The following is a 25,869-nucleotide window of genomic DNA, read 5'->3' on the forward strand; positions in this document are numbered from 1 at the left end:
GGACTGCCGCCCGCCCAATGCCAGCACATGAACGCACCTGCCAAATTCAGTACCTCCCAGATCCGTAGTGACTTCCTCGCGTTTTTTGAGGGGAAGGGCCACACCATCGTGCCATCGGCACCGCTGGTGCCGGGCAACGACCCGACCTTGCTGTTCACCAACTCCGGCATGGTCCAGTTCAAGGACGTTTTCCTTGGCGCGGAAAAGCGCAGCTACGTGCGCGCTGCCGATGTCCAGCGCTGCCTGCGTGCTGGCGGCAAGCACAACGATCTGGATTCGGTGGGCTACACCGCGCGTCACCATACCTTCTTCGAAATGCTGGGCAACTGGTCGTTCGGCGACTACTTCAAGAAGGACGCCATCAGCTGGGCCTGGGAGCTGCTGACCCAGGTCTGGAAGCTGCCGGCCGACCGGCTGCTGGTCACCGTCTACCACACCGACGAAGAAGCCTTCGCGTTATGGCGCGACATGATCGGCATCCCGGAAAGCCGCATCGTGCGCATCGGCGACAACAAGGGGGCGCCGTACGCGTCGGACAACTTCTGGCAGATGGCCGACACCGGCCCATGCGGCCCGTGCACCGAAATCTTCTTCGACCATGGCGATCACATCGCCGGTGGCCCGCCGGGTTCGCCGGACGAGGACGGCGATCGCTTCATCGAAATCTGGAACCTGGTCTTCATGCAGTTCGACCGCCAGCCCGACGGCACGCTGGTGCCGTTGCCGGCGCCGTGCGTGGATACCGGCATGGGCCTGGAGCGTCTGGCTGCGATCCTGCAGCACGTGCACACCAATTACGAAATCGATCTGTTTCAGGCCTTGATCGGCAAGGCCAGCGCGCTGACCGGCATCACCGATCTGGAAAACAAGTCGCTGCGGGTGATCGCCGATCACATCCGCGCCTGTTCGTTCCTGATCGTCGACGGCGTGCTCCCGTCCAACGAAGGTCGCGGCTATGTGCTGCGTCGGATCATCCGGCGGGCGCTTCGCCATGGCTGGATGCTGGGGGTGCGCCAGCCGTTCTTCAGCAAGATGGTGCCAACGCTTGTCGAGCTGATGGGCGAAGCCTATCCGGAGCTGGTGGTTGCGCAGGAGACCGTTGCACGCGCCTTGCTGGCCGAAGAAGAGCGCTTTGCCGAGACGCTGGATGCCGGCATGAAGATCTTCGATGACGTCGCGTCGCGCTCGCAGGAGGTCATTCCCGGTGCCGATGCGTTCCGTCTCTATGACACCTATGGTTTCCCGGTCGATCTGACGGCCGATATCGCGCGTGAGCGCGGGATGCGCGTGGACATGGAGGGCTTCGAGTTCGCCATGGAGCGTCAGCGCGAGACCGCACGCGCCGCCGGCAAGTTCGGCGGTGGTGTCGCCTTGCCAGCCGACCTGGTCGCCACGATGTCGCCGACGGTGTTTCTCGGCTACGAGGCGCACGATGCCGATGCGCTCAAGGTCGTGGCGCTGCTCAAGCACGGCCGTCCGGTCGAGCGTGCCGAAGCCGGCGATGAGGTCATCGTGTTCACCGACCGCACGCCGTTCTATGCCGAGTCCGGTGGTCAGGTCGGCGACAGCGGCCAGCTGAGCGGTCGCGATGTCTCCGTCGAGATCGCCGACACCCAGAAGTTTGCCGGTCAGTTCCATGGTCATGTCGGGCGGATTACCGAAGGCGCACTTGCGCTGGGCGATGTACTCGCCGGTGGCATCGATGTGCAGCGTCGCGGCAAGACCATCCTCAACCATTCGGCAACGCATCTGTTGCATGCGGCGTTGCGCGAAGTGCTGGGTACCCACGTACAGCAGAAGGGCTCGCTGGTCGCGCCGGATCGTTTGCGCTTCGACTTCTCGCACTTTCAGCCGATCACCGCCGAAGAGCTCGCCGTGATCGAACGCAAGGTCAATGCCGAGGTGCGTACCAACCACAGCGTCGAAGTGCACAACATGGCCATGCAGGAAGCGCTGGATTTTGGCGCAATGGCCCTGTTTGGCGAGAAATACGGCGAGAACGTGCGCGTGCTGAAGATGGGCGGTTATTCCACCGAGCTCTGCGGCGGCACCCACGTCACCCGCACCGGCGATATCGGGCTGTTCAAGATCACCGCCGAGGGTGGCGTGTCCTCGGGCGTGCGACGTATCGAGGCGGTGACCGGGCAGGGCGCCTTGGACTACGTTGCCGATGAAGAACGTCGTCTGCTGGAGGCGGCCAGTCTGCTCGGCGGCAATGCCACCGAGGTGGTCGACAAGGTGCGTGCGCTCACCGAGCGTCAGAAGCGGCTTGAGCGTGAACTCGAATCGCTCAAGGCCAAGCTGGCGTCCGGTGCAACGGCAGACCTGGGGTCCAGTGCGGTGGACGTGGCCGGAGTCAAGGTGGTCGCAGTACGTCTGGAAGGCTTCGATGCCAAGGCGCTGCGCGACGCGATGGATCGCCTGAAACAGCAATTGGGCGACTCGGTGATCGTGCTGGCAGGCGCTTCCGCAGGCAAGGTCGCGCTGGTCGCCGGTGTGAATGGCAGCCCAACTGGCAGGGTCAAGGCAGGGGAACTCCTCAGCCATATCGCCAGTCAGATCGGGGGCAAGGGCGGTGGCCGTCCGGATCTCGCCCAGGGTGGTGGCGAGGACGGGCCCGCCCTTGCGACCGCACTCGACAGTGTGCCCTCCTGGGTCAAGCAACACTTGGGCTGAACACTTGTCCTGCTATGCCTTGCTGGCTAGCAGGCTGTCCCGCTACCATTTCTGGTCTATTCCCTTTACCTAGGGCGCGTCTCACTCAGGAGGCCGTCGATGCTGGTGGGAAATCCACCGGTTCCAGGAGATTTGCAAAATGTTGATCCTCACTCGCCGAGTAGGCGAAACCTTGATGATCGGCGACTCGGTCACCGTGACCGTGCTCGGCGTCAAGGGTAATCAGGTGCGTATCGGTATCACCGCACCGAAAGATGTCGCTGTGCATCGCGAAGAAATCTATCAGCGCATCCAACGTGGGGATGAGCCGGTTGCCTCCGGCGCGCATCATGGTGACGATTCTTCCAATTGATCGTCGCAAAGGGTTTACGTTAGCCCCTCTTACCCGGTATTCTTCGCGGCCTGCCACGGACATCGGGGCAGGACGCAAAAACTGGAGCGATGCCCGAGCGGCTGAAGGGGCTCCCCTGCTAAGGGAGTATAGGGTCAAAAACTCTATCGAGGGTTCGAATCCCTCTCGCTCCGCCAGTGTTCTGACGCCTGCAAATCCCTGATTTGCAGGCGTTTTTTATTGGGGCCGAGAGCTGGTGACGGATCGCTCCGGTGCTCCTTGTTGCCTGATCGGCAGGTGCGCGTTCCAGCCATGAATCGCATGGCAGGGCCGATCGGGGCCGGTGTCTGTGTCGCCTGGCATATGGCTCGACGCGCGGGTGGCGGCGGTGAGGCAGTGCAGCGGGTGTGGCCGATCCGGCCTCTGTCTAGCGGTAACGAACATGGCGTCTGGTCCTGTCGCGCGTTCGCAATGTTGCATGCGCTCATCAAGTTGCGTCGTCGCTGGAATGCGCGTGCTGCCTTGCCATCTGAATCAGGCCAAACGCGCCGGGTGCGCATGGGTCAAGTGACATGGGTGCGGGTCGCTAAACACATGACTCCTTATCGTGGATTTCGACGTGATGCGCGTATCGCCGTTGCTTGGACGTCTCTTTTCTTTCTGGAGCCGTGGGCTGCGGCACAAGGCCGCTGCGGTGGACCGGGTCATGGCGGTGATCGAATTCGATCTGGACGGTCGCATCCTGCATGCGAACCAAAACTTCCTGTCGTTGATGGGGTATCGGCTGGACGAAGTCGTCGGCCGGCATCACCGCATCTTCGTGACGCCTGACGATCGCGAGAGCGAAAGCTATCGACAGTTCTGGCAGGCGCTACGCCGTGGCGATTTCAATGCCGGGCGGTTCTGCCGCCTGGACAAGCACGGGCGGGAAGTGTGGATCAACGCCTCGTACAACCCGTTGCTGGATCGTTCCGGCAAGGCTTATCGCGTCGTGAAGTACGCTACCGACATCACGGCGCAGGTGCGCCAGACCGCCGATTTCGAAGGGCGTATCGAGGCCATCGACAAGGTGATGGCAGTGATCGAATTTTCGCTGGATGGCACGGTGCTCGATGCCAATCAGAATTTTCTCGAGGTCATGGGCTATCGGCTCGATGAGGTGCGTGGCAAGCATCATGGTGTGTTCGTGGAGGCATCCACGCGTCAATCGGCAACCTATCGTGCGTTCTGGGAGAAGCTTGGCCGCGGCGCGTTCGATGCAGGTCGCTACAAGCGCATCGGCAAGGATGGCAGGGAAGTCTGGATCCAGGCGTCCTACAACCCGGTGTTCGACGCGCTCGGGCGTCCGTACAAGGTGGTCAAATACGCCACCGACGTGACCCGTCAGGTGATCGATTCGGCCGATGCCGACGGCCGTATCCAGGCCATCGACAAGGTGATGGGCGTGATCGAGTTCGATCTGCAGGGGCACGTCCTCAATGCCAACGAGAACTTCCTGACGATCCTGGGGTATCGGGCCGAAGAAGCGATCGGTCAGCACCATCGCGTCTTTGTGGATGCGGTCTACGGCGCGTCCGAGGATTACCGGCAGTTCTGGGCGAAGCTGGCGCGCGGCCAGTTCGATGCGGGGCGTTATCGCCGCCTGAGGAAGGATGGCAGTGCGGTGTGGATCCAGGCCTCTTACAACCCGATCCTGGATGTGTCCGGTCGGCCGTACAAAGTGGTCAAGTACGCCACCGATGTGACCGCGCAGGTGCGTTCGGCCGAGCGCATGCGCGACTTGATGCGGCAGACCATGCGTATCGCGCAGAACGTGCAACGCGAAGCGCACCAGATTTCCGCCAGCAACCAGGAGTTGGTCAGTCGCGTGTCCTCGCAGTCCACAGCGGTGGCGCAGACCTCGGCCACCATCGATCAGCTGGCACGGACCGTGCGCATCAACTCCGAAAGCGCCGGTTCTGCGCAGCGCATGGCGGAGGACTCGGCCACGGTGGCGCGGCGCGGCGCCGATGTCATTGCCGAAGTGGTCAAGACCACCGCCGGCATTCGTTCGGCCACCGATCGCATCGGCCAGATCATCGAGGTCATCGACGGCATCGCTTTCCAGACCAATATCCTGGCCTTGAATGCGGCAGTGGAAGCGGCGCGTGCCGGCGAACAGGGGCGCGGATTTGCGGTGGTGGCCACCGAAGTGCGCAGCCTTGCGCAGCGCTGCAGCGTGTCGGCCAAGGAAATCCGGTGCTTGATCGATAATGCAACCGATCAGGTCGGCGATGGCTCGCGCCTGGCCGAGCAGGCCGGGGTGGTCATGCAGGACATGGTCAGTTCGGTGCTGCGCGTGACTGCGACGGTGGAGCAGATTGCCGCCGCCAGTCAGGAGCAGGCGCAGGATATTTCCACTGCCAACACTGCGTTGCAATCGATCGGCATGCAGGCGCGCGATCAGGCGCAGATGGTCGATGGCCTGGCGCGCTCGGCGCGTGTGCTGGAAGCCGACGCGGACGTCTTGTTCGCCTTGGTCAACGGCGATGCGAATGGGGCGTCCACGCCAGCGGATGTGCGCGCCGAGTTGCTGGACAAGCCGCAGGCGGCCTAGCCAGGTCGCGCGTGGTGCCTGCGCGAGGTGGTGTGATGCGTTGCACGCAGGCTCACGGCGTTCGCTGCGTCAACGCCATGCATGCTCCGCGCAAGACAACGCCCGCAAGCGCGGGCGTTGTGTGTTTCAACAAACGGCGATTTTGCAATGAAGTGCGCTGACGTGGCGCGCAAGCGCCTTTCCAGGCCCGAGTGGCAGAACGGTGCTTGGCTTGGAGTGACTCGCGAATACAGTGAGCAGTCGTCAGGTGGGCGTGGACGGTGCGGGGGTGTCGGAATCTGCGCGCGGAAGATGCAGATTCCGAATGCCCGCCGCTCCCACCTGATGATGAGCGCAGTCGTTTTGACCGCCGCGGTTACTGCGGCAGATCGAACACCAGCACTTCCGCATCGCGCGCATCGGCCAGCACGATCTCCGGCACATCGCTGATCTGTAGCGCATCGCCTGCCGACAGTGCCTGGCCATTCACGCTCAGGCTGCCGCGCGCCACGTGCACATAGCCGATGCGGCCTTCGGCCAGCGGCTGTTGCAAGCGCGCCTGGCCGTCCAGGAGGGAGGCATACAGGCGCGCGTCCTGATGCAGACGTAGCGAACCGTGGTCACCACCGGGCGAGGCGATCAAGCGCAGCTGATTGCGCTTGCTGTCGGCATCGAAGTGCTTTTCTTCATAGCTCGGCGCGATGCCGTTGCGTTCGGGCATCACCCATATCTGCAGGAAGTGCACCGGCTCGCTGGACGAGTGATTGAACTCGCTATGGGTCACGCCGCTGCCGGCGCTCATGCGCTGCACGTCCCCGTAGTGCAGCACCGAGCCAGTGCCCATGCTGTCCTTGTGCTCCAGTGCGCCGCCCAGCACGTAGGAAATGATTTCCATGTCGCGATGCGCGTGGGTGCCGAAGCCTTCGCCGGGGGTCACCTTGTCTTCGTTGATCACCCGCAGCGGGCCGATGCCCATATGGCGCGGGTCGTCATAACTGGCGAAGGAGAACGTATGGCGCGAGGACAGCCAGCCATGCTCGGCGTGGCCACGGGTTTCGCTCTTGCGGACAGTCAACATGCTGCATCTCCTTGAAAGATTCGAGTGGCGCCGATGGTGAAATCGGTGTCCCAGCGCCTTGATCGGTAGTCTCCCCGGCAGCGGCATGGAAAAAAAGCGAGTAGATTTGGCTGCTACCATCGAAAAAATCGAACCATGAAAATCAGCCTGGAAGCCTTGCAGATCCTGGACGCGATCGACCGTCGTGGCTCGTTCGCGGCGGCGGCCAAGGTGTTGTTCAAGGTGCCGTCGACGATTTCCTACACGGTCTCCAGGCTGGAGGCCGATCTGGGCGTGCAGCTGTTCGAGCGGGCCGGCCCCAAGGCAACCCCGACCCAGGCCGGCCGCGAATTGTTGCGCGAAGGACGGCATTTGCTGCGGGCTGCGCAGGAACTGGAGGTGCGTGTCAGGCGTGTCGCGTCGGGCTGGGAATCGGACTTTGCGATCGGGCTGGATGCGATCTTCCCGGTCACGCTGCTGCAGGCGCAGATTCTGGACTTCTACTCCGTGGCAGACAGCACCCGCCTGCGCGTGTTGAGCGAGTCGTTGTCGGGCAGTTGGGAGGCGTTGCTGGATCGGCGTGTGGACCTGATCGTGGCGGCGGGCGAGGGGCCCAGCGGTGGTGGCTATGTCGCCGAAGCGATCGGCACGCTGCGCTTCGTGTTTGCGGTGGCGCCCACGCATCCGCTGGCGGGCGCGGCCACGTTGGGCGCTGCCGAGCTGGCCGCGCACCGCGCGATCGCGGTGGCGGATTCGGCGCGGCGGCTGTTGCCGCGCACGGTGGGTCTGCTGTCGGGTCGCGATGTGCTCACCGTGCCGGACATGCTGACCAAGTTGCAGCTGCAGGTGGCCGGCGTTGGCTATGGGTTCCTGCCCGAAGCCTATGCGCGGGGCGCGTTGCAGGATGGCCGGCTGCGTGAGGTACAGGTGGACACCCACAAGCCCGACGAAACGTTTTATCTGGCGTGGCGGCCGGGCGAGGAGGGCGAGGCACTGGGCTGGTGGCGGCGCGTACTGCGCAGCGAGGGGCTGTTCGATGGCTGGTTGCAGTCGCTTGCCGCAACGTATCGTTCCGCCGCCGCCGGGCAGTCGCAGGCGTGAACAAGAGCGGATAATGCGCGCTTGCCGTCGCGCGGGATCGTTGCATGCAAGGCTTGATCGAACAGTACGGATTGGCGCTGGTGTTCGCCAACGTGCTGGCGTTGTCGCTTGGGCTGCCGGTACCGGCGTTGCCGACCCTGGTGTTGGTCGGCGCCGGCTATGCCTTGCAGGGCGGCAGCGACGCGTGGCTGGCGGGCCTGAGCGCGTTGGCGGTGTCGGTGCTGGCGAGCCTGCTCGGCGACCTGGTCTGGTATCTGGCCGGCCGCCGCTTCGGCAATCGCACCTTGCAGTCGCTGTGTCGGCTGTCGCTGTCGCGCGATAGCTGCATGAAAAAGACCGAGCGTTTCTTTTCGCGGTGGGGTGTGCGGGTCTTGGCAGTGGCCAAGTTCGTGCCGGGGTTATCGATGGTGTCGGTGCCGATGGCGGGCGCGATGCAGGTGCGCCCGGCGGCGTTCCTGCGCTATGACGCTTTGGGAGCGGCGTTATGGGCGCTCGTCGGCCTGAGCCTGGGCGCGGTGTTTGCGCATCAGGTGCAGAACGTGCTCGCATTCCTGTCCGACCTCGGATCGGGTGCAGTCGTGGTCCTGGTGGCCTTGCTGGCGTGCTATGTCGGTTGGCGTTGGTGGCGGCGGCAGACCCTGCTGCGTTCGCTGGAACATGCGCGCATCGCGGTGGACGAACTGGCGCCGTTGCTCGATGGCGATGACAGTCGGCGTCCCACCGTGCTGGATATCCGAGCGCCGGGCTATCGCAACCTGCAGCCCTATACCATCCCTGGTGCGGTCTTCGCCGACGAGCGCCAGCTCGCGCAGATTCTGGCCACCGTGCCGCGCGATCGTGGCGTGGTGATTTATTGCGCGTGCCCGGGCGAGGTGTCGGCGGCGTGGTTGGCCGGCCGGATGCGCGAGCGCGGTTATCGCGATGTGCGTCCGTTGCTGGGCGGGCTGGACGCCTGGCGCGATGCCGGGCATCCGGTGACCGCATTGGTGCCGGTGGCAGTGGTCGGCGACGCCGATCCTGGCGGCGCACTTGATTGATCGCCAGCGCCGCACGCATCGGATAACCGATTGCTGCTTTCCGTAGTGCGCGACCGTGGCGTCGGTGCGTGTTGCGATGTGCCGATGCGAGAGTGTGCCGCCTCAAATGGCAGGCAAAAAAAAGACCAGCAAGCTGGTCGTTTTCTTCAAGATTGGTGCGCCCGGAGAGATTCGAACTCCCGACCGCCTGGTTCGTAGCCAGGTACTCTATCCAACTGAGCTACGGGCGCATGATCTTTTTTTTGACTTGCAGATCCGACGCAGTGCAATCGGAGCTTTGTAACTAAAAAGACAGCGGTTGAAGGCTGTCTCTTGTTGTTCTGAAGATGGTGCGCCCGGAGAGATTCGAACTCCCGACCGCCTGGTTCGTAGCCAGGTACTCTATCCAACTGAGCTACGGGCGCGTCGTCAGGAGCGGAATTATGCGGATGCCCGGCGCACTCGTCAATCCCTTTATGACGTTCGCGTGGCCGGCGGCGCACCCGCCAGGGAGCGCCGTAATGTGGCAGCCACGGCAGCAGGCGCTTTCATCCAGGCAAAGTGATCGCTGCGCGCGCCCAACTGCGTATCGTCCAATTGCCGGCGCTCGGCGTGCGCCTGCGGCATCTTTTCCAGCAACGCATGCAGCGCGCCGACCGGGCCGAAGTGGTCGTGGGCAAAGCTCACCGCGCTGATCGGAATCGTCAGCTGGCCGAGCGCGTGTTCCAGATCCCACGTGGTTGCGGCCGCGCGATACCGATTGCTGCGGCCGACCCGCGCCCAGTCGGCGATCAGGCTGCGCGCTTCGGTGCCGCCGAAGCCGAGCGCGCGCCCGTGCAAGACGCCTTGCACGCGTGCGAGCCATGGCAGCACGCGATAGGCGAACGGCAAGCCATAGCGCATCGGTACCGGGAAATGGCGCCAATACGGCGAGCCGCTGGCGACCAGCCACAGCTGCGCAACCTGCGCCGGCTGCAGTGCGGCGTGACAGCAGGCCAGCTGGCCACCAAGACTGTGTCCGCCCAGCACGCGCGGCAGCTGCGGGTCATGCATCTCGAGCAGGGCCTGGCTGGCCGGAATGTCCTCGGCAAGCAGCGCGCGATAGCCCCAGTCGTGCTGCCGCGAGGGGCGCAGCGTGCTGCTGCCGTTGCCGCGCCATTCGTGCAGATACACCGCAATGCCGGCAGACGCGAGTGCCTGTGCGAACGGCTGGTAGTGGCGCGCCGCCACCCCGAGCGCTGGCAGCCACAAGAGTGTGGCGATCGGCTTCGCTGGCGCGCAGCGGAGCACCTGCCAGCGATGTCCATCCGCTGCGCTGGCGGCGAGCGTGCTGCTGTGCAGGCTCATACGCTGGGCGCAGCGCCGAAATGGTCGAGCACCAGCACGTCGCCATGGCCGGGCGACTGGCCGAGCCGGATGGCGCGTGCAACGTAGTCGATGGCCGCTTCGCAGGCGTTGAGCAACGACAGACCCTGACACAACTGCGCGGCAATCGCCGCCGACAGGCTGCAGCCGGTGCCGTGCGCGTCCACCTGCAGGCGCGGGTGCATGAACACGTCCTGGGTGACGCCGTCGTCGAAGCGATCGAGGACGCGTGCGCCTTCGTGCAGGTGTCCGCCCTTGAGCAGCACCGCGTTGCCGCCGAGTTCGAGCAGCGCGGCCGCTGCGTGTTCGGCGGCGTCGGCAGTGTCGATGCGGCGGCCGGTCAGCAGTTCGGCTTCTGGCGTATTGGGCGTGATCAGTGTGGCCAGCGGGAGCAGGCGGGTGCGCAGCGCATCCAGCGCGGCATCTTCGAGCAGGCGAGCGCCACTGGTGGAGACCATCACCGGGTCGAGCACCACGAACGGTGGACGATGGGTTTCCAGCAGATCGGCCACGCAATGGATGACCTCGGCATTGGCGAGCATGCCGAGCTTCACGGCCTGGATCTGGAAATCGACAAAGCAGGCATCGACCTGCGCGCGCAAAAACCCGATCGGCGGGATATGCACGGCAGTGACGGCGCGGGTGTTTTGCGCGGTCAGGGCAGCGATCGCCGACAAGCCGTGCACGCGATGCGCGGCGAAAGTCTTGAGGTCGGCCTGGATGCCGGCGCCACCGCCGGAATCGGAGCCGGCGATGGTCAGGGCGGACAGGGTGCTGGGTGTGGTCATGCGCCGATTCTGCACCGCCACAGCGCGGATGTGCTGCTCATCGGCTGCGCCAGCGACGCCAGCGCAACGCGGCGATGTAGCCCGCGCCGCCGAGTCCGGTGAGGGCGACAGGCAGGTAGAGCGCGTCGGAGTGCCAGCGTTGGAACAGCAAGCTGCCGACGATGCTGCCGACCAGGAAGCCGGAAATGATCAGGCCGCTCAGCGCAAGGCGGCGGATCTGCAGCGGTCGGCCGCGCAGCAGGTGGCCCAGGCCGATCCCCAGGTCGGTGAACATGCCGCTCAGATGGGTCGTGCGCACCACGGCGCCACTGAGGGTGGTGGCCATGGCGTTCTGCAGGCCGCAGGCACCTGCGGCGACCAGCACGCCGCCGGCATGATGCAGCTTCAACAGGGGAATGGCTGCCAGCAACAGTAGCGCTTCGATCAGCAGTGCGATCCCGTAGCGCTGCCCCAGTCGCAACGCCTCGTCCTGGATGATCGCGCCACTCAGCGTTGCGCCTGCGCAGAAGGCGATCAGGATGCCCCACAGAAAGCCGGCCTCGGCCGCTGTCCCTTGTACCAGGGCGACACCGAGCAGGCTGGTGGTGCCGGTCAGGTGACTGACCACCTGATGGTCCGAGCTCAGGTAGCCAACCACGTTGACCATGCCGGCCACACCAGACAATACCGCCGCGCCTATCCAGATCCAGCGCGGCAGCAGGATTCCCATCGCAGGTCAGGGGCTGCCGTTGACGGCGATCTGCGAAAACCCGCCGGTCTGCGGGTCGTACAGCGCGCCCCAGAATGCGCTTCCGCCGTCGCAGACCTGGATGGCCTCCCTGGCCGGTTTCACTGCTGGATCGTTCGGCAGCTTGAAGGCGTTGATGTAGATCAACTGCTGCCCCTGGATCGTCACGCCGACGTATTGCCGGTCGAAATCGCGTGGTTCGGCGATGGTCGGGGTCAGCGCATCCTGCCTGGATTCGAGCTGTTCGATCTGTTGCTGGCTCGGCGTCCAGTAGCCGGTGATCTGGCCCGGATGACGCGCCGGGCTGTCGCGCGAGCAGGTGTCCAGCACCTCCTCGGCGACGCTCTGCCGCGTGACCACCCACGACTGTCCGGTCTTGATGTTGGTCGGCACGCTCGCTGGCGGCTGCGTGGTCGCGCAGCCGGCCAGCGCCATGACCGCGAGCGCCGCAGCGCCGCGCAGCAGGTGCATCACAACACCTCCGAGGCGAAGTCGGCCAGCCGCGAACGCTCGCCGCGACGCAGCGTGATGTGCGCGCTGTGCGGCCAGGCCTTGAACCGATCCACCGCATAGGTCAGGCCCGAGGTGGTTTCGGTGAGGTAGGGCGTGTCGATCTGTTCGACGTTACCCAGACACACGATCTTGGTGCCGGGGCCGGCACGGGTGATCAGCGTTTTCATCTGCTTGGGGGTGAGGTTTTGCGCCTCGTCCAGAATCAGGTAACGCGACAGGAAAGTCCGCCCGCGCATGAAGTTCATCGAGCGGATCTTGATGCGGCTGGCGAGCAGATCGTTGGTCGCTGCACGCCCCCAGGCGCCGCCTTCCTGATTGTGCGTGAGCACTTCCAGGTTGTCGGTCAGCGCGCCCATCCAGGGCGTCATCTTTTCTTCTTCTGTACCGGGCAAAAAGCCGATGTCTTCGCCGACGCTGACGGTGGCGCGGGTCATGATGATCTCGCGGTAGCGCTGCTGATCCATGGTTTGCGCCAGGCCGGCGGCGAGTGCGAGTAGGGTCTTGCCGGTGCCGGCGGTGCCGAGCAGGGTGACGAAGTCGATCTCCGGGTCCATCAACGCATTGAGCGCGAAATTCTGCTCGCGGTTGCGTGCCACGATGCCCCACACCGCGTGCTGGCCGCTGCGGAAATCGTCCACCAGGCACAGCGTGGCCTTGCCGCCGCCGACCCTGGCCACGCGCAGTTCGACTTCGTCCTCGCCCGGCAGATACAGGTATTGATTGGGATACCAGTCTTCGTCGTCGGCCAGCACGATTTCGTAATGGGTGCGGCCGCGCTCGTTCCAGCTGCGCAGGTCTTCGTTGTGTTTTTCCCAGAAATTTTCCGGCAGCTCGATGGCACCGGTGAACAGCAGGCTGAAATCGTCCAGCGCGCGATCGTTCTGGTAGTCCTCCGCATTCAAGCCGCTGATATAGGCCTTGATGCGCAGGTTGATGTCCTTGGACACCAGAATGACCGGCACATCCGGGTTTTCCTCGCACAGCGCCAGCACCGAGGCCAGGATCTTGTTGTCCGGAATCATCGCGCCGAAGGTGCGTCCCGGATCGATCGGATGGATCTGGAAATACAGCCGGCCGATCGCGGCCTGGCCCTTGAGCTGGATGCCCTGCGGGTGGCTGAGCAGGATGCCGGCCTGAATCTGCTCGGCGTTGGTGTTTTCCAGCAATTCGTCCAGGAAGCGGCTGACCTGGCGCGCGTTGCGGCTGACTTCGGAGGTGCCCTTCTTGGCGTTGTCGAGTTCTTCGATCACCTGCATCGGCAGGAATACATCGTGTTCCTCGAATTTGAACAGCGCGGTGGGATCGTGCATCAGCACGTTGGTGTCCAGCACGTAGATGCGCTTGCCTCGGGTCATTGGGTCTTCCAAGTGATGGAGCAGGAGCGAGCCATCACGCCTGCGGGGCAGGGTGATGGAGGACGCGGGATGCGAGGGGGTGTCACTGTTTGGCGTGCGCCTTCAACGCGGTCAGTACGGCGTCGGCGTGGCCGGCGACCTTGACCTTGCGCCATTCCTGCACGACATGCCCCTCGGGCGATAGCAAAAAGGTGCTGCGCTCGATGCCAAGCACCTGCTTGCCGTACATGTTCTTTTCCTTGATCACGTCGAAGGCGCGGCACAAGGCCTCGTCGCCATCGCTGATCAGCGGGAAGGTGAAGCCCTGCTTGGCGCAGAAGGTGTCGTGCGACTTCACCGAGTCGCGCGATACGCCCAGCACCACTGCGCCGGCCTTGCTGAACTGCGGCAGCAGCGCGTTGAAATCCAGGCCTTCGGTGGTACAGCCGGGGGTGCTGTCCTTCGGGTAGAAATACAGCACCACCCACTTGCCGGCGTAGTCGCGCAGCGTGGTCTGTGCGCCGCCGGACAGCGATAGCGGCAGGTCGAAGGTTGCGGCAGGTAATTCCAGTACAGCGTCGGTCATCGTTGCTCAGCCCTAAGTGGAGGAGCGTGCGGCGCGGTCATGCCGGGCCGACGTCCATCCCATCATAAGCAGCCACATGGAAACGTTTGGCAAGTGCGTCGAACTGCGCATTGCGCTGATTCAGCGACTCGATCGTGTGATGTTCCAGTTTGTCCACGTGCAGGAAGTACGACTCTTCGTCGTCGCCATCGTCTTCGTCGCGTTCGCCGAGGAAGATGTCGATGACCCGGTAGCCGTCCTGGGTCAGTTGTTCGGAAAGCTGTTGCAGCGGTTGCTGCGCCGGGTCGGCGAAGAAATATTCCCAGCGCAGTGGCCCGTCGAGATTCCAGTCGGTCTCGGAGCGGATGTGCTCGAACATCTGTTTCAGTGCGGAGAGGGCGATGGCCATCGGGACGTCTGCCTTAAAACTTCATCGGGTCCATGATCGCGTCGAGATTGAGGTGATCGCAGAATTCAAGGAAATCATCGCGCAGTGCGGCGATGTGCATGTTGGCCGGCACGCCGATCGTCACCTGCGCAGAGAACATCTCCGCGCCGGTTTGCATGGCGCGATAACGTGTGCTCTGCAGGTTCTCGATGGTGATGCCCTGGCGGTCGAAGAAATCGGCCAGCTGGAACAGGATGCCCGGCTTGTCGGCGGCGATGACCTCGACGATGTAGGGCAGCAGGTTGGATTGGGTCTGCTTGGGTCCGGTGCGGTACCAGACCAGCTTCAGGCCTTCCTCGCGTTCGAGCCGGGTCAGCATCGCTTCGAGCTTGGCGACCGAATCCCAGGAGCCGGTGGCCAGGGCGGTGACCGAGACATCGCGCCCCACCGTGGCCAGGCGGGCGTCCACGAGATTGCAGCCGCTGTCGGCGATGCGGCGGGTGACGGGCAACAGGGGGGACTCCGGATGCGTCGTGTAGGCGTTGATCAGGAGGTGGTTTTCGGTCGGCGAGGGCCGGGGAGTCGAGTCGGTCAAAGGGGCTTCCGGCATTGCATCAGGCTGAATGGCCGCCCGGGCAGGCGCCCTGGCGGTGACCAGCATACTTGCCCGTGGTTTCGCGCCGCAAGTAACATGCAGGCGGTCACAACCCGCGTGCGCGCGGGCCTTTCCTGTCACGTAAGAGCAGCAGAATATTGTCCCTTTCCGGCATCATCACCGCGCTGGCGACCCCATTCGGTCCAGACGGCGCACTCGACCTGGATGCCTGGCGGCGGTTGCTGGAACAGCAACTGCACGGCGGCGTCCAGGGCATCGTGGTTGCCGGCTCCACCGGCGAAGCCGCTGCATTGAGCGACGACGAGTACGACACCTTGTTGCGCGCGGCCGTGGCGCAGGTGGCCGGCCGCGTGCCGGTGCTGGCCGGCACCGGCCTGTCGGGCACTGCAAAGACCATCGCGCAGACGCGCCGCGCCGCCGCGCTGGGTGCGCAGTACGCGCTGGTGGTGACGCCACCGTACGTCCGCCCGACCCAGGCCGGCCTGCAGGCGCACTTTCTGGCGGTTGCCGACAACGGCGGGCTGCCGGTGGTGCTGTACAACGTGCCTGGGCGTACCGGATGCGACCTGTTGCCGGAGACGGTGGCCGCGCTGGTGGACCATCCAAATATCGTCGGCATCAAGGAAGCGCGCAACGAGCCGGAGCGTGTCGCTGCGCTGCTGGCGCTGCGTCGCGACACCTTTGTGATCCTCAGTGGCGACGACGGGACCGCTGCGCAGGCGATGCTGTCCGGCGCCGACGGGCTGATCTCGGTGGCGTCCAACGCATTGCCGTCGGCGTACCGGCGCCTGTGCGATCTGGCCCGGGATGGTCAGCGGGAGGCGGCCGCAGCATGGGATGCGCGTCTGAGCGAATATCACAGTTTCTGCGGGATCGAATCCAATCCCATCCCGGTCAAGGCGCTGCTGCAGCGCGCCGGGATTGGCCACGGCCTGCGTTTGCCGTTACTCCCCCTTTCTGCGGCGCACCAGCCTGCCGCCGACCGCCTTGCCGCCGACGCTGTTGCGTTGGAAGCGCTTTCCAGCCGCGAAATGCTCGCGGCCTGACCCAGGAGATCTATCGATGCGTCATTCCGTTTCCCCCGTCCGCGTGCTCTCGCTCGCGTTGCTGGCGACCGCCACCGTCGCTGCCACGAGTGGTTGCAGCTGGTTCAACAAGGGCGCACGCGGTGACTATGCGCTCGCCCCGGAAGCCCGCCCACTGGAAGTCCCGCCGGATATGAACCTGCCGGACACCTCCGGTGCGATGAAGGTGCCGACGCTGGCATCGACCACCCAGCACAACACTTCGGCGCCGCCGTCTGCCAGTGCCAACAGTGGCTTCACGGTGCCGGGCGAGCGCGACGAGGTGTTTGCCAAGGTCGGCGCGGCGCTCGCCGATATCCCGGGCCTGACCATTGCCAGCAAGGCGCAGATGCTCGGTTCCTACGACGTGAGCTACGAAGGCTCCAGCTTCCTGGTGCGCGTAGTGAAGGTCGAGGCGGGCAGCTATGTGTCGGCGGTGGATCCGCGCGGCATGCCGGCTACCGCTGCAGCGCCGGTGGCGGTGATCACTGCATTGAAGGGCAAGCTGGGCGGCTGAGGCCGCTCACGCGTTGCGGACAGCAAAACGGGCGCTTTGGGCGCCCGTTTTGCATTTCCACGCGGTACGGTTGGCGCGCTGCGGCGACGTGGGGCGCGGCTCTGACGCCTCAGCGCTGCAGCAGCGGCAACTTGTTCGGCTTGCCATCCCAGTCGGCGGCATCGGGCAATGGCTCCTGGCGCACGGTCAACACCGGCCAGGCCTTGGCGAGCTCGGCATTGAGCGCCACAAAGCCTTCCTGGCCTGCCGGAACGTCATCTTCCGGGTAGATCGCGTTGGCAGGGCATTCCGGCTCGCACAGGGTGCAGTCGATGCACTCGTCCGGGTCGATGACCAGGAAATTCGGGCCCACGTGGAAGCAATCCACCGGGCAGACCTCGACGCAGTCGGTGTATTTGCACTTGATGCAGTTTTCGGTGACAACAAAAGGCATGGCGGAATCCGGCGTTTAGCCGCTCAATTCTAAAGCAGTCGGGTGCCGGGTGTGGAGGTGGTGGGGAATGATGGGCTGATGCGTTGGGTTGTCTGTCTTCCTTGGTGTCCTCATCCCAGCGTGCTGCCCTCACCCCAACCCCTCTCCCGCAGGCGGGAGAGGGGCTTCATCGTGCAGGTGAGAGAGGTGGGCTCCATGGCGCAGGTCGGAGAGGGGGCGCAATGGCGTAAGTTGGGAGAGGAACTCCATCGTCTTCCTTCCTCCCGCGTGCGGGGGAAGGTGCCCGAAGGGCGGATGGGGGGCGATCGAGGTGGCTGTCTGCTGACTTACCCTCACCCCCAACCCCTCTCCCGCAGGCGGGAGAGGGGCTTCATTGCGCAGGTCGGAGAGAGGGGAGCCATGGCGCAAGTGGGAGAGGAACTCCATCGTCTTCCTTCTCCCGCGTGCGGGGGAAGGTGCCCGAAGGGCGGATGGGGGGCGGCGATTGAGGTGGCTGTCTGCTGGCTTACCCTCACCCCCAACCCCTCTCCCGCAGGCGGGAGAGGGGCTTCATTGCGCAGGTCGGAGAGAGGGGCTCCATGGCGCAGGTCGGAGAGGGGCGCTTCACCGCAGCGATCGCCATTGGGCGATCAAGATAGTTGCCCGGCTTGTGCAACGGCCAGAGCCCCTGAAACAACACAGTTGCTTTCCTCCATGGCGATACGGCACTGCTTGGGTGCCAGTGGCGCTAGGGCGGGGCTGGCTAAGCAGTCGGTGATTCACTGCTGACGGCGCGTAGCGACGCGTTTTTCGTTGCAGTCATTGGCAAAATCCCTGCGGCGCGCCCGCGTCCGGCGCTGCGTGCCACCTTACTCCCGGCGGGAGACGGATGTCCCTGGCATGTCCCGCTAAACTAACGCCCCCCAATCGCTGCACCGCCGCCGCCTTGAAGAAGTCCGATTTCCATTACGACCTGCCCGATGAGCTGATCGCCCAGGCGCCGCTGGCCGAGCGTGCAGCCAGCCGGCTGCTGGTGGTGCCGCCATCGCCGCAGGCACTGGCCGACCGTCAGGTGCGCGACCTGCCCGAACTGCTGCAGCCGGGCGATCTGCTGGTCTTCAACGATACCCGGGTGATCCCGGCGCGCCTGTTCGGGCAGAAAGCCAGTGGCGGGCGTGTGGAGATCCTGATCGAGCGGCTGCTCGGCGAGCGCGAAGCGCGCGTCCAGATCGGCGCCAGCAAGTCGCCCAAGGCCGGCAGTTTGATCGCGCTGGATGCCGGCGGGCACGCCGAGGTGCTGGGCCGCGACGGCGAGTTCTATCTGCTGCGCTTCGATATCCCCACGCCGCTGGAGCACTGGCTGCTGGAAGCCGGGCGCCTGCCGCTGCCGCCGTACATCCGCCGCGAGCCGGGAGTGGAAGACCGCGAGCGCTACCAGACCGTGTTCGCGCGCGAAGTCGGCGCGGTGGCCGCGCCGACCGCCGGCCTGCATTTCGACGAGGCGCTGCTGGCGCGGTTGCGCGCACGCGGGGTGGAATTGGGCCATGTCACTTTGCATGTGGGCGCCGGCACCTTCCAGCCGGTGCGCGTGGATGCGCTCGACCAGCATGTGATGCACACCGAATGGCTCAACGTCGGCGCCGCGCTGGTCGAACAGGTGCGGCGCACGCGCGCACGCGGCGGCCGGGTCATCGCGGTGGGAACCACGGTGGTGCGCTCGCTGGAAAGCGCCTGGCGCACCACCGACGCCGCGCCCGAGGGCGAGCTGCTGCCGTTTGCCGGCGAAACCCGGATCTTCATCCTGCCCGGCTACCGCATCCGCAGTGTCGATGCGATGGTCACCAACTTCCATCTGCCCGAAAGCACGCTGCTGATGATGGTCTCGGCCTTCGCCGGCCGCGAGCGCATCTTCGAGGCGTACCAGCACGCCATCGCGCAGCGCTATCGCTTCTTTTCGTATGGCGATGCGATGTTGCTGTGGGGCAGGGATTGGGGAATCGGGAATGGGGAATCGTAGGGCGGCATCCGCCGAACGATCAGCCACCTGCCAACCGCTCTTCCGATTCCCAAATCCCGATTCCCCAATCCCGGCCTTTCAATGTCCCGACTCCAGTTCCAGCTTCAAGCCACCGACGGCCATGCGCGTCGTGGTCGCCTGACCTTTCCGCGCGGCACCGTGGAGACCCCGGCGTTCATGCCGGTGGGCACCTACGGCTCGGTCAAGGGCATCCTGCCCGAGCAGATCCGCGCGCTGGGGGCGGAAATCATCCTGGGCAACACCTTCCATCTGTATCTGCGTCCGGGCCTGGATGTGATCGGCGACCACGGCGGGTTGCACGGGTTTGCGCGCTGGGACGGGCCGATCCTGACCGATTCGGGCGGATTCCAGGTGTTCTCGCTGGCGCATCGCCGCAAGATCACCGAGCAGGGCGTGACCTTCGCGTCGCCCACCGACGGCGCGCGGGTCTTCCTGGGTCCGGAGGAGAGCATGCAGATCCAGAAGGTGCTCGATTCGGACATCGTGATGATCTTCGACGAATGCACGCCGTATCCGGCCACCGAGGAGGTGGCGCAGCGCTCGATGGAGCTGAGCCTGCGCTGGGCGCAACGCTCGCGCGAGGCGCATGACGGGCTGGGCAACGACGCGGCGCTGTTCGGCATCGTGCAGGGTGGGGTCCATCCGGACCTGCGCAGCCGCTCGCTGGACGGGCTGCAAGCCATCGGTTTCGACGGTTATGCGATCGGCGGGCTGGCGGTCGGCGAGCCGGAGCACGAGCGCAACGCCATGCTCGAACACCTGCATCCGCGTCTGCCGGCCGAGCGTCCGCGTTACCTGATGGGCGTGGGCCGGCCCGAGGATTTGGTCGAAGGCGTGGCGCGTGGCGTAGACATGTTCGACTGCGTGATGCCTACCCGCAACGCGCGCAACGGCCACTACTTCACCTCATTCGGCACCGTGCGCATCCGCAATGCCAAGTACGAGCGCGACCTGGACACCATCGAGCCGGGTTGCGGCTGCCATGCCTGCAGCAGCGGCTATACACGCTCCTACCTGCGCCATCTGGACCGCTGCAACGAGATGCTGGCGCCGATGCTGGGCACCCTTCACAACCTCTGGTACTACGAAAAACTGATGGCCGACCTGCGTGCGGCGATCGCGGCGGGAACCTTTGCGGAGTTCCGGCGGTCCTTCTATGCGGCACGCGGCGCGACCACGCCGCCGTTGCCGGGGGAAACCGGCTAAGCCCTGCCGTCCGTGCCCCGGCGCGGACGGGCGGGGACCCGCATGGCATAATTCCCGGCTGTTCCGCTCCGGCGGTACCTGAATAGCGAGTGGGCCCGCCGGGCGCGCTGGCTCCAAACTAGGATGCATTGAATGAATTTGCTCGATTTCCTGATCCCCGTCGCGCAGGCGCAGGCCACTGGCGGCGCACCGGCGCCCGGCCCGATGGGAAGCCTGTCCACCTTCGCGCTGCCGATCATCCTGATCGCGGTCATGTATTTCCTGATGATCCGCCCGCAGATGAAGCGTCAGAAGGAGCACAAGTCGCTGCTGGACAAGCTGGCGCGCGGCGATGAAGTCATCACTTCCGGCGGCGTGGCCGGCACGATCACCGATATCGGCGACAACTTCATCACCGTGGAAGTGGCCGATAACGTGCGCATCCGCGTGCAGAAGAGTGCCGTCGGCCACGTGTTGCCCAAGGGCACGCTGAAGTCCGCCAACTAAGTCGCTACCAAACTGCTGCGCTGCCGTCAGGCGGGCGCGGCCGGTGCCGGAGTCGACATGCACCACGCGTGCATTTTGGTTCCTACGCGCCGTCCACCCACCTGACGAGCGCTCGCATGTTTGCTAGTCGCCTTGGGTAACGCAAAACACGGGTGCGCACGCCATCAGGCAGGCGCACTCGGTGCCACGATTCGGTACCCATTCCGCGTCTGCGCACCGCCCGCATCTACCTGACGACCGCTCGCGACGTTGTGTTGGCCGCTTGAAGTCGTTTCCACTGCTGAGCGCTGCGCCGGGATGGTGTCGCGCGGGACTGTCGCAATGCTCGAATTTCCTCGCTGGAAGTATTTCCTGATCCTGCTGGTGCTGGCGGTCAGTGCGTTGTATGCGCTGCCCAACGTCTACCAGAAAGACCCGTCCGTGCAGATCACCGCCAGCCGCGGTGCCCAGCTCGACGACGCATTGCGCAGCCGTATCGACGGCGAGCTCAAGAGCGCGGGCATCACGCCCAAGGCCGTCACCAAGGAAGGCGACAGCCTGATGGTGCGCCTGTCCTCGTTGCAGGCGCAGACCCGCGCCAACGATGTGCTGCGTCAGCAGCTGGGCGAGAACTACACGGTGGCGCTGAACCTGGCGTCCACGGTGCCGGAGTGGCTGGCCAAGCTGGGCGGCAAGCCGATGGTGCTGGGCCTGGACCTGGTCGGCGGCGTGCACTTCGCCATGCAGGTCGATCAGAAGGCCGCAGTGGAAAAGCGGATCGAAGGCTTTGCCGAAGACATCCGCACCACCTTGCGTGAGGGCCGCATCGCCTATCGGGCGGTCGAGCGTCGCGGCGACAACAGCATCCAGATCAGCCTGGGCGAGGGCGCCAGCGCCGATGCGGCGCGTACTGCGCTGGCCAAGGCCCAGCCGACGCTGACCTACGACGTCAGCGGCCAGAACATCGCAGTGAAGGTGCCGGAGGCCGAGCTCAAGCAGATCGCCAGCGGCGCGATCGAGCAGAACCTCACCACCTTGCGCAATCGTGTCAACGCGCTGGGCGTGTCCGAGCCGACCATCCAGCGCCAGGGCGAAGACCGCATCGTGGTCGAATTGCCCGGCTTGCAGGACACCGCCGAGGCCAAGCGCCTGATCGGCGCCACCGCCTCGCTGGAATTCCGCGCGGTGGTCGAAGGCAATGCCGAAGACGCAGTGCGCAGCGGCAGCATTCCGCCGGAAGCCAAGGTCTACCGCGTGCGCGATACCGGCGCGCCGGTGTTGCTCAACAAGCGCGCGCTGGTGACCGGCGATCAGATGGTCAGTGCCAGTGTCAGCAACGACCAGAACGGCATGCCGGCGGTGTCGGTGACGCTCAACAATGTCGCCGGCCAGCGCATGCTCGACTACACCAGCGCCAATGTCGGCAAGCTGATGTCGGTGGTCTACATCGAGCGCATTCCCACCGTGACCATGGTCGATGGCAAGGAAGTGCGCAGCGTTCGGGTCAAGGAAGAAGCATTGTCGCCGACCCGCATTGCCGGTGTGTTCGGCAAGAACTTCCAGACCACCGGCCTGGAGAAGGTGGAAGCGGAGAACCTGGCCAAGCTGTTGAAGTCCGGCTCGCTGGCTGCGCCGATGGATTTTGTCGAGGAATACGTGATCGGCCCGAGCCTGGGTGCGGAAAACGTGGAGCGCGGCGTCACTGCGGTGGTGTACTCGTTCCTGTTCACGCTGGTGTTCTTCACGATCTACTACCGCGTGTTCGGCGCGATCACCTCGGTGGCGCTGCTGTTCAACCTGCTGATCGTGGTGGCGGTGATGTCGCTGTTCGGCGCCACCATGACGCTGCCGGGTTTTGCTGGCCTTGCCCTGTCGGTGGGTCTGTCGGTGGACGCCAACGTGCTGATCAACGAGCGTATCCGCGAAGAATTGCGGCTTGGCGTGCCTGCCAAATCGGCGATCGCTGCGGGTTATGAAAAAGCCGGCGGCACCATCCTGGACGCCAACCTCACCGGTTTGATCGTGGCGGTGGCCTTGTACGCGTTCGGCACCGGCCCGTTGAAGGGCTTCGCGCTGACCATGATGATCGGTATTTTCGCCTCGATGTTCACCGCAATCACCGTGTCGCGTGCGCTGGCGGTGCTGATCTACGGCAGCCGCAAGAAGCTGAAGACCGTCGCTATTTGAGATGCGAGTCCGGCCTCGACCCGTGCAGCCGCGCTGTAGGGGTCGAGGGATGAATCCCTTCGCAAGCGTTGCGTATCCCGAGGGTGCGCACCGTCTAAACGGAAGATCTTTTCCATGAAATTGTTCCCGCTCCATCTCATTCCCAACGACACCAAGATCGACTTCATGCGCCCGCGCAAGCCGGTGCTGATCCTGATGCTGATCCTGGCAGTGGCTTCGGTCGGCATCATCGTCGGCAAGGGCTTCAATTACGCGCTGGAATTCACCGGCGGCACGCTGGTGCAGACCAGCTTCCAGAAAACGGTGGACGTGGACCAGGTGCGCGAGCAGCTGTCCAAGGCCGGCTTCGACAACGCACAGGTGCAAAACGCCCGCGGCGGCAACGAGGTGATGATTCGCCTGCAGGCACGCGAGCAGCACAACAACCGGGACGATGCGGCGCGCACCGTTGCCGAAGAAGTGCGCAAGGCCGTCAGCACCGAGCAGAACCCGGCCACCGTGCAGCCCGGCGAGTTCGTCGGCCCGCAGGTCGGCAAGGACCTGGCCTTGAACGGCGTGTACGCCACGGTGTTCATGCTGGTGGGCTTTTTGATCTACATCGCCTTCCGCTTCGAGTGGAAGTTTGCGGTGGTGGCCAGCCTGACGGCCTTGTTCGACCTGCTGGTGACGGTGGCCTTTGTGTCGCTGACCGGTCGCGAGTTCGATCTGACCGTGTTGGCCGGCCTGTTGTCGGTGATGGGCTTTGCGATCAACGACATCATCGTGGTGTTCGACCGCGTGCGCGAAAACTTCCGTGCGCTGCGAGTGGAACCGCTGGAAGTGTTGAACCGTTCGATCAACCAGACGCTGTCGCGCACGATCATCACCGCAGTGATGTTCTTCCTGTCGGCATTGGCGCTGTACATCTACGGCGGCGAGTCGATGGAAGGCCTGGCCGAGACGCACATGATCGGCGCGGTGATCGTGGTGATCTCCTCGATCATCGTCGCAGTGCCGATGCTGAGCATCGGGCCGTTTGCGGTGACCAAACAGGATTTGCTGCCCAAGGCCAAGGATGTGGAGGCGCTAGCGCGTCGTCCTTGATCGGTTGGCAAAAGGTGTGACGAAAAAACCGCGCATTGCGCGGTTTTTTCGTTTCTGGCGTTGGGCGTCGTGACTGCATGGTGTGCACTGTGACGCCACTACGCAAGATTGTGAAAACTAGGGATTTCGTCGGACACGTGATGCCGATCGATACGCGGTACGTTGCGGTAGAGAGCCGCTGGCCAGGATGAAGCGCCGTCTCCAACTGAGACACGCCTGCTCAGTGCGCAGGCTGTAGTGCCGAACGCGCAAGCGGTCGCGCACTCGATCGAGCAGCCGCGTCGGCGGACGTGCTGTTACGCCATTGTTTTTGGGGGTGTATTTCATACGCCTGCGTCCTTGCTGGATAAGGCTGGAAGCCTCGCAATGGTAGAGTCCGCTTAAAATCGTGTAATCCCGTGATCGCTGCTAGGATTTCCCCCATTCACAAAGCGCCAGCGATCGAAGATACTCCGCGCAACACCGCATTTCGGCGGTCCAATAGTAGTTAGACGCACATGTCCAAGTTCACAGATTGGCTGAAGGGAATATTTCGTGGAGATATCTCCCTTGCGCCAGCCGAAGATTGGTTATTACGTCAGCTTGTCAACAAGCTACCTCCGCACCTTATGCCCGTTGCCCAAGAGCAGATTGCTTCCTACAACAGGGCGTACCGGGAGGTGGATGGCCGTGCCATCAACTTCTATTGCAGACCTAAAATATCATCAGGGTTTCCAAGTCTCACCATGGACTCGGATGAAGCTCCGCTTGTTCGCATCACGGTGTCGGTCTCAGGCGTGGATAGGCCAGTTCATGCCACGCTGACCGCTGTCCACGGGAGAGTCTTCTGTATGTCCTTTAGTCAGCCTGTCAAGCACCTTTCCCCGGCTTCGATGGAGCTAATAAAAGTCAAAGAATCTTGGCGTTCCAATTTTCCCGCAAGTGCGTCTAACAATTCATTCAAGCCGAGCCCACATCAGGGCGGCGCCTAAGTACACGCCTTCGGCTATATTTGCACTCAGTCGCCGCCCTGATGTGGGCCGGCTTAATTCAGGCGTTAGGCCGTGGTGGAGCAAATGCGTTGGTGGTTGCCGCTTCGGTGGGTTCGCAGGCATGCATGCGGTTGGCTCCGGACAGCAGTCATCACCGTTGCTGGTTGCGGTAAGTTCGGTGCTTCGCCTTGGCACGTCGCTCCCGCGCTGCGTTCGGTGCAGTTGGCTTCGGTGGCATCACGCGCCTCTGCATTGCTGGGCAAGCTCCATCCCGCAAGCTGTGGCAAACTCGGTCCAGGCGGCAGTGCTGGGGAGCATGGTTGCACCATCCAACCTTCGCGGCCACTCACTGCCTAACAACTCATTCAAGCCGAAGTTGCTTCGCAACTCGGCTTAATTCAAGCGTTAGGCCGTGGTGGAGCAAATGCGTTGGTGGTTGCCGCTTCGGTGGGTTCGCAGGCGTGCATGCGGTTGGCTCCGGACAGCAGTCATCACCGTTGCTGGTTGCGGCAAGTTCGGTGCTTCGCCTTGGTACGTCGTTCCCGCGCTGCGCTCGGTGCAGTGGGCTTCGGTGGGATCACGCGCCGCTGCATCGCTGGGCAAGCTCCATCCCGTAAGCTGTGGCACACTCGGTCCAGGCGGCAGTGCTGGGGAGCATGGTTGCACCATCCAACCTTCGCGGCCACTCACTGCCTAACAACTCATTCAAGCCGAAGTTGCTTCGCAACTCGGCTTAATTCAAGCGTTAGGCGCTCAAAAAGCTCTGGCGTGTTGGGCTGGGATTGCTGCAACGCTACTGGCCTCGGTGCGTGCTTTCTTCTGTGAGTTGGCTTGCGCTGCAACAGCTTCGGCCACCCTGCGTGGCGCGCTTCAA

22 protein-coding genes, 3 tRNA genes and 1 other RNA gene are annotated in these 25,869 nt (G+C 64.2%); 14 read left to right on the plus strand and 12 right to left on the minus strand.

All coding sequences use genetic code 11. The features are described from left to right. Positions 1-27 precede the first annotated feature (27 nt). The 4 genes from alaS (at position 28) to GGR62_RS13785 (ending at position 5,603) form a co-directional block, all read left to right on the plus strand. Complete coding sequence (gene alaS / locus GGR62_RS13770) at positions 28-2,676, plus strand: alanine--tRNA ligase (protein ID WP_184408431.1); 2,649 nt, start codon at positions 28-30, stop codon at positions 2,674-2,676. Positions 2,677-2,815: 139 nt separating this feature from the next. Then, positions 2,816-3,028: a carbon storage regulator CsrA gene (gene csrA, locus GGR62_RS13775; protein ID WP_003481884.1), complete on the plus strand. Its 213-nt coding sequence runs from the start codon at positions 2,816-2,818 to the stop codon at positions 3,026-3,028. Between the two features lie 83 nt (positions 3,029-3,111). Further along, a tRNA-Ser gene (locus GGR62_RS13780) sits at positions 3,112-3,204 on the plus strand. Between the two features lie 425 nt (positions 3,205-3,629). Next, on the plus strand, positions 3,630-5,603 hold the full coding sequence (locus GGR62_RS13785) for a PAS domain S-box protein (protein WP_184408463.1): 1,974 nt from the start codon (positions 3,630-3,632) through the stop codon (positions 5,601-5,603). 355 nt (positions 5,604-5,958) lie between these two features. Here the strand turns inward: GGR62_RS13785 and GGR62_RS13790 are convergent, their stop codons facing one another. After that, positions 5,959-6,660 carry a pirin family protein gene (locus GGR62_RS13790; RefSeq protein ID WP_184408432.1) on the minus strand — a complete coding sequence of 234 codons (702 nt, stop codon included), beginning with the start codon at positions 6,658-6,660 and terminating at the stop codon, positions 5,959-5,961. 135 nt (positions 6,661-6,795) lie between these two features. Between GGR62_RS13790 and GGR62_RS13795 the strand changes: the two genes are divergently transcribed. Then, a complete protein-coding gene (locus GGR62_RS13795) occupies positions 6,796-7,740 on the plus strand; it encodes a LysR substrate-binding domain-containing protein (RefSeq protein ID WP_184408433.1) in 945 nt (314 codons plus the stop codon). A gap of 44 nt (positions 7,741-7,784) precedes the next feature. Then, on the plus strand, positions 7,785-8,777 hold the full coding sequence (locus GGR62_RS13800; protein WP_184408434.1) for a DedA family protein/thiosulfate sulfurtransferase GlpE: 993 nt from the start codon (positions 7,785-7,787) through the stop codon (positions 8,775-8,777). A 153-nt stretch (positions 8,778-8,930) separates the two neighbouring features. Here GGR62_RS13800 and GGR62_RS13805 read toward each other — a convergent pair. The 10 genes from GGR62_RS13805 to GGR62_RS13850 all read right to left on the minus strand — a co-directional run bounded on the left by GGR62_RS13805 (position 8,931) and on the right by GGR62_RS13850 (position 15,097). Beyond that, positions 8,931-9,007, minus strand: a tRNA-Arg gene (locus tag GGR62_RS13805). Between the two features lie 97 nt (positions 9,008-9,104). Continuing rightward, positions 9,105-9,181, minus strand: a tRNA-Arg gene (locus tag GGR62_RS13810). A 49-nt stretch (positions 9,182-9,230) separates the two neighbouring features. Beyond that, on the minus strand, positions 9,231-10,103 hold the full coding sequence (locus GGR62_RS13815) for an alpha/beta fold hydrolase (RefSeq protein ID WP_184408435.1): 873 nt from the start codon (positions 10,101-10,103) through the stop codon (positions 9,231-9,233). After that, positions 10,100-10,909, minus strand: a complete 810-nt coding sequence (gene thiD, locus GGR62_RS13820; RefSeq protein WP_184408436.1) for a bifunctional hydroxymethylpyrimidine kinase/phosphomethylpyrimidine kinase — start codon at positions 10,907-10,909, stop codon at positions 10,100-10,102. The genes GGR62_RS13815 and thiD overlap by 4 nt, the downstream gene beginning before the upstream one ends. A gap of 37 nt (positions 10,910-10,946) precedes the next feature. Next, positions 10,947-11,618, minus strand: coding sequence for a YoaK family protein (locus GGR62_RS13825; protein ID WP_184408437.1), 672 nt, complete (start codon positions 11,616-11,618; stop codon positions 10,947-10,949). Positions 11,619-11,624: 6 nt separating this feature from the next. Continuing rightward, positions 11,625-12,107 carry a hypothetical protein gene (locus GGR62_RS13830; RefSeq protein WP_184408438.1) on the minus strand — a complete coding sequence of 161 codons (483 nt, stop codon included), beginning with the start codon at positions 12,105-12,107 and terminating at the stop codon, positions 11,625-11,627. Further along, on the minus strand, positions 12,107-13,504 hold the full coding sequence (locus GGR62_RS13835) for a PhoH family protein (RefSeq protein ID WP_184408439.1): 1,398 nt from the start codon (positions 13,502-13,504) through the stop codon (positions 12,107-12,109). The genes GGR62_RS13830 and GGR62_RS13835 overlap by 1 nt, the downstream gene beginning before the upstream one ends. A gap of 82 nt (positions 13,505-13,586) precedes the next feature. After that, positions 13,587-14,069 (minus strand): peroxiredoxin, encoded by a 483-nt coding sequence (locus GGR62_RS13840; RefSeq protein WP_184408440.1) that lies wholly within the window; start codon positions 14,067-14,069, stop codon positions 13,587-13,589. Between the two features lie 37 nt (positions 14,070-14,106). Further along, a complete protein-coding gene (locus tag GGR62_RS13845; protein WP_184408441.1) occupies positions 14,107-14,457 on the minus strand; it encodes a ribonuclease E inhibitor RraB in 351 nt (116 codons plus the stop codon). Between the two features lie 13 nt (positions 14,458-14,470). Beyond that, on the minus strand, positions 14,471-15,097 hold the full coding sequence (locus GGR62_RS13850; protein ID WP_002813792.1) for a glycine cleavage system protein R: 627 nt from the start codon (positions 15,095-15,097) through the stop codon (positions 14,471-14,473). Positions 15,098-15,189: 92 nt separating this feature from the next. Here GGR62_RS13850 and dapA point away from each other — a divergent pair, with 92 nt between their 5' ends. Together dapA and GGR62_RS13860 are read left to right on the plus strand one after the other, a co-directional pair. Continuing rightward, complete coding sequence (gene dapA / locus GGR62_RS13855; protein WP_184408442.1) at positions 15,190-16,098, plus strand: 4-hydroxy-tetrahydrodipicolinate synthase; 909 nt, start codon at positions 15,190-15,192, stop codon at positions 16,096-16,098. 16 nt (positions 16,099-16,114) lie between these two features. Then, the gene (locus GGR62_RS13860; protein ID WP_184408443.1) at positions 16,115-16,633 is read left to right on the plus strand and encodes a hypothetical protein; all 519 of its coding nucleotides are present in this window, start codon (positions 16,115-16,117) and stop codon (positions 16,631-16,633) included. Positions 16,634-16,742: 109 nt separating this feature from the next. Here the strand turns inward: GGR62_RS13860 and fdxA are convergent, their stop codons facing one another. Further along, complete coding sequence (fdxA, locus tag GGR62_RS13865; RefSeq protein WP_005994928.1) at positions 16,743-17,066, minus strand: ferredoxin FdxA; 324 nt, start codon at positions 17,064-17,066, stop codon at positions 16,743-16,745. 925 nt (positions 17,067-17,991) lie between these two features. Between fdxA and queA the strand changes: the two genes are divergently transcribed. The 6 genes from queA to secF all read left to right on the plus strand — a co-directional run bounded on the left by queA (position 17,992) and on the right by secF (position 24,024). After that, a complete protein-coding gene (queA, locus tag GGR62_RS13870) occupies positions 17,992-19,062 on the plus strand; it encodes a tRNA preQ1(34) S-adenosylmethionine ribosyltransferase-isomerase QueA (protein WP_184408444.1) in 1,071 nt (356 codons plus the stop codon). 81 nt (positions 19,063-19,143) lie between these two features. Then, on the plus strand, positions 19,144-20,289 hold the full coding sequence (gene tgt / locus GGR62_RS13875; RefSeq protein ID WP_184408445.1) for a tRNA guanosine(34) transglycosylase Tgt: 1,146 nt from the start codon (positions 19,144-19,146) through the stop codon (positions 20,287-20,289). Between the two features lie 132 nt (positions 20,290-20,421). Then, positions 20,422-20,775: a preprotein translocase subunit YajC gene (gene yajC, locus GGR62_RS13880; RefSeq protein ID WP_184408446.1), complete on the plus strand. Its 354-nt coding sequence runs from the start codon at positions 20,422-20,424 to the stop codon at positions 20,773-20,775. A 57-nt stretch (positions 20,776-20,832) separates the two neighbouring features. Beyond that, a non-coding RNA gene (locus tag GGR62_RS13885) (sX9 sRNA) lies at positions 20,833-20,904 on the plus strand. Between the two features lie 192 nt (positions 20,905-21,096). After that, on the plus strand, positions 21,097-22,941 hold the full coding sequence (gene secD / locus GGR62_RS13890) for a protein translocase subunit SecD (RefSeq protein ID WP_184408447.1): 1,845 nt from the start codon (positions 21,097-21,099) through the stop codon (positions 22,939-22,941). A gap of 114 nt (positions 22,942-23,055) precedes the next feature. Continuing rightward, complete coding sequence (secF, locus tag GGR62_RS13895; protein WP_184408448.1) at positions 23,056-24,024, plus strand: protein translocase subunit SecF; 969 nt, start codon at positions 23,056-23,058, stop codon at positions 24,022-24,024. Positions 24,025-25,869: the final 1,845 nt, after the last annotated feature.

Origin of the sequence: Xanthomonas sp. 3075 (assembly GCF_014197275.1) — a bacterium.
Classification (GTDB): domain Bacteria; phylum Pseudomonadota; class Gammaproteobacteria; order Xanthomonadales; family Xanthomonadaceae; genus Xanthomonas; species Xanthomonas campestris_B.

Excerpts from the sequence above, each read along its gene's own strand:
- GGR62_RS13790 (WP_184408432.1), bottom strand. The coding sequence starts at position 6,660 with ATGTTGACTGTCCGCAAGAGCGAAACCCGTGGCCACGCCGAGCATGGC.
- GGR62_RS13835 (WP_184408439.1), bottom strand. The coding sequence starts at position 13,504 with ATGACCCGAGGCAAGCGCATCTACGTGCTGGACACCAACGTGCTGATG.
- yajC (WP_184408446.1), top strand. The coding sequence starts at position 20,422 with ATGAATTTGCTCGATTTCCTGATCCCCGTCGCGCAGGCGCAGGCCACT.
- GGR62_RS13795 (WP_184408433.1), top strand. The coding sequence starts at position 6,796 with ATGAAAATCAGCCTGGAAGCCTTGCAGATCCTGGACGCGATCGACCGT.
- GGR62_RS13825 (WP_184408437.1), bottom strand. The coding sequence starts at position 11,618 with ATGGGAATCCTGCTGCCGCGCTGGATCTGGATAGGCGCGGCGGTATTG.
- GGR62_RS13800 (WP_184408434.1), top strand. The coding sequence starts at position 7,785 with ATGCAAGGCTTGATCGAACAGTACGGATTGGCGCTGGTGTTCGCCAAC.
- tgt (WP_184408445.1), top strand. The coding sequence starts at position 19,144 with ATGTCCCGACTCCAGTTCCAGCTTCAAGCCACCGACGGCCATGCGCGT.
- secF (WP_184408448.1), top strand. The coding sequence starts at position 23,056 with ATGAAATTGTTCCCGCTCCATCTCATTCCCAACGACACCAAGATCGAC.
- GGR62_RS13815 (WP_184408435.1), bottom strand. The coding sequence starts at position 10,103 with ATGAGCCTGCACAGCAGCACGCTCGCCGCCAGCGCAGCGGATGGACAT.
- GGR62_RS13860 (WP_184408443.1), top strand. The coding sequence starts at position 16,115 with ATGCGTCATTCCGTTTCCCCCGTCCGCGTGCTCTCGCTCGCGTTGCTG.
- alaS (WP_184408431.1), top strand. The coding sequence starts at position 28 with ATGAACGCACCTGCCAAATTCAGTACCTCCCAGATCCGTAGTGACTTC.
- thiD (WP_184408436.1), bottom strand. The coding sequence starts at position 10,909 with ATGACCACACCCAGCACCCTGTCCGCCCTGACCATCGCCGGCTCCGAT.
- GGR62_RS13850 (WP_002813792.1), bottom strand. The coding sequence starts at position 15,097 with ATGCTGGTCACCGCCAGGGCGCCTGCCCGGGCGGCCATTCAGCCTGAT.
- secD (WP_184408447.1), top strand. The coding sequence starts at position 21,097 with ATGCTCGAATTTCCTCGCTGGAAGTATTTCCTGATCCTGCTGGTGCTG.
- GGR62_RS13845 (WP_184408441.1), bottom strand. The coding sequence starts at position 14,457 with ATGGCCATCGCCCTCTCCGCACTGAAACAGATGTTCGAGCACATCCGC.
- fdxA (WP_005994928.1), bottom strand. The coding sequence starts at position 17,066 with ATGCCTTTTGTTGTCACCGAAAACTGCATCAAGTGCAAATACACCGAC.
- GGR62_RS13830 (WP_184408438.1), bottom strand. The coding sequence starts at position 12,107 with ATGCACCTGCTGCGCGGCGCTGCGGCGCTCGCGGTCATGGCGCTGGCC.
- GGR62_RS13785 (WP_184408463.1), top strand. The coding sequence starts at position 3,630 with ATGCGCGTATCGCCGTTGCTTGGACGTCTCTTTTCTTTCTGGAGCCGT.
- csrA (WP_003481884.1), top strand. The coding sequence starts at position 2,816 with ATGTTGATCCTCACTCGCCGAGTAGGCGAAACCTTGATGATCGGCGAC.
- GGR62_RS13840 (WP_184408440.1), bottom strand. The coding sequence starts at position 14,069 with ATGACCGACGCTGTACTGGAATTACCTGCCGCAACCTTCGACCTGCCG.